General features: G+C 47.0%; 4 protein-coding genes and 1 pseudogene. 3 read left to right on the forward strand and 2 right to left on the reverse strand.

Going from position 1 to position 9,930, the window contains the following annotated elements:
* Nucleotides 1-35 precede the first annotated feature (35 nt).
* The gene (locus O9X78_RS10550; RefSeq protein ID WP_269619641.1) at nucleotides 36-2,249 is read left to right on the forward strand and encodes a TonB-dependent receptor; all 2,214 of its coding nucleotides are present in this window, start codon (nucleotides 36-38) and stop codon (nucleotides 2,247-2,249) included.
* Nucleotides 2,250-2,809: 560 nt separating this feature from the next.
* Here O9X78_RS10550 and O9X78_RS10555 read toward each other — a convergent pair.
* Nucleotides 2,810-2,968: pseudogene (locus O9X78_RS10555) on the reverse strand (transposase); the annotation flags it as partial.
* Nucleotides 2,969-3,123: 155 nt separating this feature from the next.
* Here O9X78_RS10555 and O9X78_RS10560 point away from each other — a divergent pair.
* Together O9X78_RS10560 and O9X78_RS10565 are read left to right on the forward strand one after the other, a co-directional pair.
* Nucleotides 3,124-3,309 (forward strand): hypothetical protein, encoded by a 186-nt coding sequence (locus tag O9X78_RS10560; RefSeq protein ID WP_269619642.1) that lies wholly within the window; start codon nucleotides 3,124-3,126, stop codon nucleotides 3,307-3,309.
* Between the two features lie 463 nt (nucleotides 3,310-3,772).
* Nucleotides 3,773-9,205, forward strand: coding sequence for a site-specific integrase (locus O9X78_RS10565; RefSeq protein ID WP_269619643.1), 5,433 nt, complete (start codon nucleotides 3,773-3,775; stop codon nucleotides 9,203-9,205).
* Nucleotides 9,206-9,268: 63 nt separating this feature from the next.
* On the opposite strand, the gene O9X78_RS10570 is transcribed toward O9X78_RS10565, so the two are convergent.
* A partial coding sequence (locus O9X78_RS10570; RefSeq protein WP_269619644.1) for an IS481 family transposase occupies nucleotides 9,269-9,930 on the reverse strand: 662 nt, incomplete at its 5' end.

Raw genomic sequence — 9,930 nt, forward strand, 5'->3', positions numbered from 1 at the left:
TAAATAATTTTATATTTTTTAGGAGATAATAAAAAATGAATTTTAAGAGAAGTATATTTATATGCGTTATTGGCATAATTACCCATAAATCTGTTTTCGCTGCAACTCTAGAAGAGGTGATAGTGACTGCACAAAAGAGATCAGAATCATTACAAGAAGTTCCTATTGCGGTACAGGCATTAGGTGGTGAGGCTCTTGACGAGGCTGGAATAGGAGACACCCTTGACCTACAACTAGTAACTCCCGGATTTGTGGTATCTACTACCGGACCAGCATCCCAAATGTATTTGCGCGGTATAGGCAATCGACTGGCGCTGGCGGGGCTAGATCCTAGTGTCGCAATTTATATGGATGATCAATATATCGGCGTTGCCCAAGCTGGACTTTTTGAGTTCGCAGATGTTGAGCGAATTGAAGTATTGAAGGGCCCACAGGGTACGCTTTATGGTCGGAATGCATCAGGCGGTGCAATTCGAATTGTGACCAAGGGAGTTGACGACGAACTGAATGGAAAACTTAGTGCTACGCTAGGAAACTATAATACTCGCAAGTTTTCCGGAACCGTTAGCGTACCATTATCTGATTCCTTTGGTGTTCGTCTATCTGCGCTGACTAGCGGGCGTGACGGCTACGCTGACAACATTTCAACAGAGGGCCTGAGTGAACTAGATGACGGTGATTTTAGTGCGTATCGAGTAAAAGCAGCGTGGCGGATTACTGATACTATAGATACGACGTTAAGTTTAGGCATGACAGACCAAGATGACACGAACTCTTCTGATCTAATCGTATTAGGGCCGCCTGAATATAGTCTTGGGCTATCTCTTGGTGGAGTAACCGGAACCTCTCAAGGGAAAGTGGGGACGTCAATTAGTGATAAAACAAAAACCGAAACTAGCGACGCGGCCTTACGAATTAATATTAGTGGTGAAACAGTAGACTTCTCCTCGATTACGACCTATTGGGATTTTGAGCAGAATGGTTCATTAGAGCTGGACGGAACGAGTGCACGGGCGTTAGAGTTTTTTGGCATTCCACAGGAGACGGAAAGTTTCTCGCAAGAACTTCAATGGCTATCCATTATGAATGAGAGCTGGGATTGGGTAGCTGGGCTTTACTATTATGAGCAAGAGAGTTCATTTGAGGGCTTAGTTGACCGCAGCGACACAGCCGCCGTTGCGGGGGGCCCTTCATACGTATCGCAAGGCTATCAGAATGCGGAAACGCTAGCCTATGCTGCCTTTGGCCAGACAACCTACCATCTAGATGATAGCTGGTCATTAACATTAGGCGGCCGCTACAACTATGAGGAGAAGAAGGCTATTGTACGAAAATCTAAATATGTTGCAGTGACAGTTACTCCTGAATATTCCGATAAACAGGACTGGACCGAATTCACCCCCAAAGCAACCTTACAATACACACTTGAGGATGAAGGTATGGTTTATTTCACCTTTGCCCGTGGCTTTAAGAGCGGTGGATATAATTATACGGCAAGTACTATTAATCCAATTACCGGTGAGCCAGAGCCCCCAGTCGATCCCGAGCTTTTGGATATGTACGAGTTTGGCTGGAAAACTGAGCTTATGGATAACCGTTTTCGTTTAAATGGTAGCCTTTATTATTACGATTATCAGGATTTGCAAGTAACGGCAAATACGACAGACCCCAGCTCAGGCGTGCAGGCAAATATTACGCGAAATGCCGCCAATGCGGAGGTGTTAGGATTGGATCTGGAATTCACTTTACTCGTGGGGGAGTACTGGACACTAAATGGTGCGTTTAATTTTATGGATTCCGAGTATCAAGATTTTATCGCCTCCGCACAGATGTATAATGGCGTACTCAACAACAATTCTGATCCCGGAATGTCTGCAGTAGCTTACGATGCATCTGGACATGAGCTACTTAGAGCACCGGATTTTTCAGGCTACATGACTATTAGTTACGATATTCCAGTTAGCTCGGGTAGAGCGCCTGTTTCAGTTACCTATTCCTATAAAAGTTCGTATAAATACGATTTTATTGCAGACACTTCTACAAGCGCCCTAGAACAGGATGCGTACGGTATTTTGAACGCTAGGGCAAGTTACTACACTTCAGATGATAAATGGCAATTTACGATTTGGGGTAAGAATTTGTTGGATGAAGATAATTACTATGACGATATAAATGCTAACCCAGCAGGTATTCGTGGATCGGTAGGTGCACCAATAACCTACGGAATTGAATTAGGTTATCACTTCTAAAGAATTCGGTCTCAGCTAGACTTGGGCTCTTTATGAGCCCTTTTTTACTTCCCCCGCCCCGCACTGAAATTGGTTTACACCTGCGAGTCCCATTTAGGAGATTACCACCGAAAATTCTCACTATTGAGAAAAGCGCTCAGCGTAACTGATGCGTATAGCAATTGATAATCACACTTAGATCACGAAAATCGGAGATTCAAACGAAACTTATCACACTGTATAAAAATGTGATCCCGAAAGGTCACAAAAGCCCTGTGACAGAACTGATTAGTATTTCTTAGAAGTAGAAAATAAAGACACTGACTAGTTCACTTTCTGAATAGCAAAACATGACTCCGCGCCAACCTAAGCTAAGCAACCGCTCTTCTCTATTCTGCAAACGCCCCCGAGATGACGAAACGTTTCAGCTCGAATCAAATGACGACCAAGATTGAATACACTTGAAATCGCCGCATAATCCCTCAAAAATTGTAGAGTCTGCTAGATGGACTTAAACTCCGGCATACGCCGCCCTTCATGCTAGTCGATTCACGCGATTGATCGGCGCGGAAACTCTCTTAAGTACGGCGGAGCTGGGCGCGCAACTTAAGGACTTCAGCTCTGGCTTCTCGAAGCTCATTGGCGTGGACTTCTGATTGACCCGGTTTGACAGCGTTAACCCACTTATAAAGGCTGTGGGCAGAGCACCCTAAACGCTCTACTACTTCGGCGACAGAATAGCGCTAAGTTGTCTACTTTACTCGGGGAAGTCCAGACACCCATTGGGTTGGCCGTTTACTACGCTGGGCTGCTGGATAGGACCTACTTCGGAGATCGGTCGGACGATCTTACCAAAGCAGGTACCCGAAAAGAGCGCAAGCGCTCTGCACATAAATTGCCGGCGGTAGGTCAAGTACCGGAAGAACCAGATCGTCCGATCACTATTGACGACATGCAAGATGGTTTAACTCGAAACCTAGGTGTTCACAACTATATCGGCATTGTTTCCGGGCTGCGCAATAATCTCTCCCATGGCAGCACGATGGTGGAGCCTGACAGTATATCCAGCCCGAACGGCTGAGCTAATAAACCATTTAAACAGCAACGCGCAAGCACCGTCTATTATTGAATAGCGATGCCATCGCGGCGTATATGTTGCGACTGCTAGGTGATTCATTGGATTTTAAGCCCTCGACATGGAACTGGCGGTTGCCTGAAGGTCATTTATGAACCCGCCTTAAGTCGCTCAATTTCCAAAACCGTCACAGAGCGTCACAGAGCGTCACAGAGCGTCACAGAGCGTCACAGAGCGTCACAAGCTATCAAAACCAACAGACGAAAAAAAACGGCAAGCCAGTGAGTAACTGATTTGCCGTTCTTTAATGTGGTAGCGGGGGCAGGATTCGGTTATGAGAATTAGCCTATTAATATACCTACAGTATACTTAGGTGGCATTAATTGGCATAAAAAGGCGTATTAGTAGCGATTTTCCATATTTTGCGTTTTAATCTGAGAACACTTAACCACAATTGAGGTTGTTCTTGATGGGCGCGAGTGGCACGGCAAACGCCATGGATGAGACGACCTTCGGGCTCGGTGAAAGCTTTTCTGCTATTGAGGAGTGGGCTAGGGCGGAAAACTTCCAGCCGGAATTGTTGCTCACTTACCACATCTTAGGTCTTGATCATCATACCGTAGCTATCGCCAACTTGGCCACGGAGATCGTAAAGGAAGAATCTCAACAGGTAATCGCAGAGTGGGCTGGTAGTCAAATAGCTCAACGGCTCTCAGAATTTTCTCATGCCTTCATTGCTTCCGATATATACGCAACTCACACGGAAATAACGATCAGCGGTAGTAACAAAAAAATTGCCAAGGTCCTGCGTGATAAAAAAGATCGTTCGTTTTTACTATTCCTATTACTTACCTCAAGCCCCAATTTTACCCACTGTCGCTACCCACAAGAAGCTGTGATTAACCATCAACGGCTGAAGGTTTGGCTGATATTGCAAGCGGCTGAGCGTCTAGCCGGCAAAGGACAAGCGAGAGATGCTCTCATCAGTACTGTTGCCAGATTTCTTTCGCAGCCAAGAGATGAAGGAGGATGGCCGGTAATTTGTGCCCTGCTGGATCAGTTGCATCAATCTACACGAGGGTTCAGGGTCACATATCGCCAATTTTCCGATGCCGTTGCCATCGCTGCCGCTCGGGGGAGTCTAGAGGCTGAGGTTCGCCGAAGTGCATCAGGGTTTTTCAATGCGCTAGGTAAGTTAGCTGACGGCGAATATGATCCTATTCGCTCTCACCAGGCGTCGCGAATTGCCGGTCTTGATCAAATTGCTTCGCTAGCGAGTAGTAAAGAGGCAGAGATCGAAATTGCACCACCCTTGTTTAATGTAGATGGACAAGGGTTCATCTCCTTAGATGTGGATGACACCGAGCACGAGGGTTCGAGTACAGATAGTGAGCCGGCGTTTGTTCTCGATGTTGATCCTACAGATACCGCCGCAGAGCACGCCATTTCGGTAAAGACCTTTCATCTGCTCTCGCAGGAAGAGGCTAATTATTTGCCGTGGTCGTTGACGGGCGTATTGCCGCCTGAGCGCGCAGCCTTGGAGTGCTGGATCGAGGCAGGGCTCGAATCAGTGAGCGCGGAGCGAAGTTTAGGCGCGGCTATTGTTGGTCTCTCAGCAATGTGCTCAAGATCCTTTTATTTCACGCTCGCGTTTCAGGTTACTGAGTCCGTGGGCTTTGAGTGGTCATTGAACGAAGATCTCACTGCGGTGCATCGCCTTGCACCTCGGCGCCGCTCATCATGGGAACCGAATGCAAAGCAGGTTAATCTGGTAAGACCCTTTCAAAAGGTACTGACTATCGAGATTGCTCCAGGTATTAGTCGCGTCTTGAGGGCAGTCAGAGAAAAAGCGGAAGGCAATCCTAAAACGCTTCATGCTCTGTGGAGATCTGTTAGCGACGAAAAAATGGAGACGTGGTTTCACCGAGAGCGTAGCGATGATATATCCCGTGTACTGACCACCATGCCAGGTAAGTGGGCTGCTCAAGCTGCATACGACCGAAGTGGAGATCATAACTTAACACGACTACTAATGGCGGAGCCTAATAGTGGTCTGCCCGCATCATGCGCCTATGGGTATTGGAGCGCTGGCGATGTTAAAAAAGCGATAGCGCGACCTGTTCTCTCTTCAGGGCCATTGGCAGATCAAATCAATGTAATGGGCAGTCGTCTAGTCATGGAGGCCGCTTATCTCGATAGCTGGATAGATCAAATCAAATCCAAACTTTTTGAAACCCCGGGGCTAGATTTTGTTGCGGGTCATAATCGCATTGCGACATTCTGTGTGGTGGCGCTCTATGCTGCAACTGGATGCCGCCATACCCAAGATCCATTTGAGTCACTTTCGTACTTTGATCTGGAGGGGCGGTACGTCTATATCGACGACAAGTCTGACGGTGTGTTGCATAACGGTCGCCTTACACCCTTACCCGAAGGAGTGTGCCGACTAGTCGCTCAATACATTGATTATCTTAAGTGGCTAGCGGAGCAGCTGAGCACTATTGCACCAGCGCTTTCAAAGGAGTTGGTATGCTTGATAGAAGGAAAGCCTGCAAGCATGCCTCTTTTCTTCTTGCTTGATGCAGAATTGAACTGGCATTCGTTATCGGTCACAAACAACCAGCTTCCTGGGTTACCATTTGTTGAGTGGGAGTTGCGGGTTAATCAGCTTCGTCACCGCTATGAACAGGTACTGCCGCGAGCTGGCGTGCATCCTGAGGTGGTGGATGCGTGGACTGGGCACTCCGAGCGCGGTGCCTCGACATACTCCGATTCCTCGCCTCGGTGCTGGATCGATGATGTCAGTGAATATAGCGAAGCGATTAACAATGTGTATAACGAGTTAGATTTACCGACGTCATTCCCGCTCCCAGTATTACCGAGCCTCGGTGTGAAAAACCAGTTTAACCCGCTACGAACGCAAAAATTCGGCATAAGGTTCCGTAAAGAAGAGCGTGCGAAAAATCGGAAAAAGGCGATTAGTGAGGCTCACCGCGATATCAATCTTTTCCTAAGGAATAGGAAAATAGCGGATCTGGATAAAACTGAAATTGAACGGCTTGCAAAGAAGATGCTGTTCAATGACCGTAGTGTGCCAGCACCGTATGCTGCAATACGGCTTGAGATCCTAAATCGCAAAATCCGTAAAGAAGGCGATCCAAACAAGCGAGTTATCACAAAGACTATTGCAGAAATGCAGCCCGAGAAATCCTACATAAGTGAAGGGGTAATTCCTGCGCTAAAAACAGTACCCGGACTAGACACGTGGGCGAGTGAGGTGCTGAGTGCGAGCAGCCAAAACCGGATGTCGAAGATCGGGGCCGCATCTCTTGGTGCGGTTGTTTTGAGTATCGTAAAGCGCATTAGCTACCGTCAGCTCGTTCAGGATGTCGCGTCTGGCAGGCATTATAGGGTGGTGCAGCATGGGGATCGATATTTTGTTGAGTACAACGAGACGTTAGAACTTGATGATCTTAAAGCGCCCGTTCAGCGTCATGAGGTGAACTATAAGCTTGCTAGTCTGCTCCAGAAAGGAATTGGGCATAGTGGCAAAGAAAAGATATTGGAGGATTCTCCGCACGATGCGCTGAAATCACTCCCCGTTGGCAATTTCATTGGAGCTGATGTCCATGCTCGTGATCTGAAGGCATTGACGGGAAGTCTCTGCGCCACTATCGGTCAATATAACTTAATTGCAATGCCCAGCGCAGTTGCTGGTGCGCTCAGTGAGCGTCATCCACCGACCTCAGCCCCAATACAAGACATATTGCGTATTGTTGAGGGGCGATATGTAAAGCTCCCCAAAACAAAAAGCGAGGAAGATGATGTGTTCGCGGCAGAGATCCCAGAAATTGAGGGAAATGCCGCAGACCTAGATAAAGTACAACTCCAGAATAACGCTAACTCCTACTTGCAAGAAATTTACAATGAACTCAAAAAATATGAGCCAAATCTAAGGTCGGCAAAAGCGACAGTTATCGCTATCACCGCAATATCAGAGAAGCGCAAAAATGATGTGTCTAATGCGGTCCTGCAACTGGGCTATTGGATTGGCGGAAAACTACGATCGGGAAAAGGGCGAGGTAAGAACTTTTCGCCCTACGCGATTGACACCATCACAACTTACTTCAGTACTTTACGCGGGCCATTTGCAGGTATTTTGTATAACACTGACCTGACGGCGCTGGAGAGTGAAGAGCTAACGGATTGCTATGAAGAATTGCTTGAAGATGCGAAAGAAAATAAGAAAGATTTAAAATATTTCGGGGATTTACTTCAAGTCTTTCATGGTTGGGTTGCTCAATATGGCCTAGAGGAGCCTGACTGGTCAGAACTCGATCTAGGGGGTTCTTCGCGCCACGTTAGGGCTGGCCTAGTTTCAGAAACGGACTACTTGGCCGTCTTGCGGCACCTTCAAGGGAGTAGTAATTGGCAACAAACTGATCACTTGTTCCTTGGCTTTGTTCTACTCTTAAGTTTTCGTTTTGGTCTTCGAAGTAAGGAGGCCCGGTTTCTGCGAAGAAAAAATTGGTGTGAGTCCGGCGGTCAAATATGGGTGCTTGTCGAGAACAATAGAAAGCGTCGCCTAAAAAGCTATATGAGCCGTCGCGCGGTACCACTCTTATTTCAATTGGATGATATTGAAATACAATTGATTGAAATGATGCTTGCTCATTATGACGCCACAGCTGGTGAGGGGAAAAACGAGTATCTACTTAATGAAACTATTGATGGCAGGCCGCAATTAACAAGTAAGCACAGTAATATTCCGAAGGCGTTGATCAAGCTGCTGCGCCAGGTCACTGGAACCTCTCATTTAGTCCTCCATCATTGCCGGCATGCGTTTTACAATACGTTATTTGCGGTGCTTTGCCCTGCCGAGTCTTTGTTGCATTCTCGATTAAGTAAGAACCTCAATGCACCGCAAATCCGAGAGAATATATTGGGACCTCGAAGTGATCTAACTCGGCGAATAGGTATGGCGGTGCCGCGTCTAATGGGGCATTCAGGGCCAAGTAGTGGGCTTAAGAACTATAACCACTTAATGACGGAGTGGTGTGATGCGTTGACACCGGTGGTAAGTGAGCGTTGCTTGGAGGTTAGTGGCGCCCTTAATACGGGTGACCTAGAAGAGTCTAGGCCGATGATCGCCATGCTTGATCAATCCCCATTGGATTATCCGGTGCCCTCGTTGGAACGTGTGCTTAAGACGCTGAGATTAGTTTCGCAAGGACGGAGTTATGCAAAAGCAGGTGAATTAGCTGGGTTGGAGCCAGCGCTCCGCGCCAATTTAGAAGACGTTATTAGTAAAACAACTAATAAAATGAGATTTAAGCGCCGCCAGAGTGATTGGAGCGCGGGTGATGATCATGATGAAAAGGATTGGTTTATCGGTAGGGAAATGCCTAATGCCCTTTTGCACTATATTCAAGAATCTGCATGGAACAGGCTTATCAATTTTTCTAAGGGCCGCAATTTCGTTATCGATAATGAGCAGTTTCCGCAATATGAAATCGAAAGAATACATGAGTTTGTTGGTGAGCGTCGCCATTTACTCTTCGTGACAAGCGAAAGTTGTGCTTTCGTGAAGTATGTCCTCAATCAGCTTCAGCTATCAAGTGAGGCGTGTCTTGGTGTGGCAAAAGGAGATGATCCTGATATTAAGGATATTTTGCGTGTTCACGGGTTTCTTATTGATAGGGAATTCGAGCCAGCAGGCGCTGTAGGGGCAATTCGAATTGACCCATTCCCAGATCCTTACCGTGGCGGAGTGTATCTTAAGAAGTATGGAGGGGTAGTGGTAGGTAGACGGAAAGAAGGGATTATACGCAACAACCACGAGCTTGCAGTCGCCTTTATTGCGATTGCAGTAATTGTGTTCAGCTCGACTGGTGATGCCTGAATTATGTGTAGTAGCTCAGACTTGATCTGACAGTTACCCGTTTTTTTGCCGGTGTCTGCCAGTTTAGATCTGAGCTAAATTCTTCTCAGCCCAGATCGTTTTACCATCAAGTAAAGTTGCCATTGGCGTTCTGCCGCAGCACATCTTGCCCTGATGAGTTCGCTCATTGTTGTAATATTTAATCCATTCGTCCAGATCTTTTTGTAGCTCGTTAATGTCGGCATACAGTTTCTTGCGGAAGGTGATCTGATAGAACTCTTGTAGAATGGTCTTGTGGAAGCGCTCGCAGATCCCGTTGGTTTGCGGATGCATTGCTTTCGTCTTCGTATGATCAATGTCATTGATCGCCAAATACAGCTGATAATCATGCTGCTCAACACGACCACAATACTCCGTTCCACGATCCGTCAATATCCGCAACATCGGTAATTCATGTTGTTCGAAGAACGGTAATACCCGGTCGTTGAGTGCGTCGGCTGCCGTTATTGGTGTCTTCGTCGTGTACAATTTACAGAAGGCGACTTTGCTGTAGGTGTCGACAAATGTCTGCTGGTAAATCCGACCAACACCCTTGAGATTGCCCACGTAGAAGGTGTCCTGAGAGCCAAGATAGCCGGGATGATGGGTTTCAATTTCCCCGCATGCTTCGTCATCATGTTTCTTCTTTTCAAGGGCTGCAACCTGGGCATCACTCAGAATTATCCCGTCAGTAGCGACTCGCTCTT

The organism is Zhongshania aquatica, from assembly GCF_027257955.1.
In the GTDB taxonomy this organism is placed as follows: Bacteria; Pseudomonadota; Gammaproteobacteria; order Pseudomonadales; family Spongiibacteraceae; genus Spongiibacter; species Spongiibacter aquatica.

What these genes read in the sequence shown, in the direction of transcription:
- O9X78_RS10550 (WP_269619641.1), top strand. Translation starts at nt 36, where the DNA reads ATGAATTTTAAGAGAAGTATATTTATATGCGTTATTGGCATAATTACC.
- O9X78_RS10565 (WP_269619643.1), top strand. Translation starts at nt 3,773, where the DNA reads ATGGGCGCGAGTGGCACGGCAAACGCCATGGATGAGACGACCTTCGGG.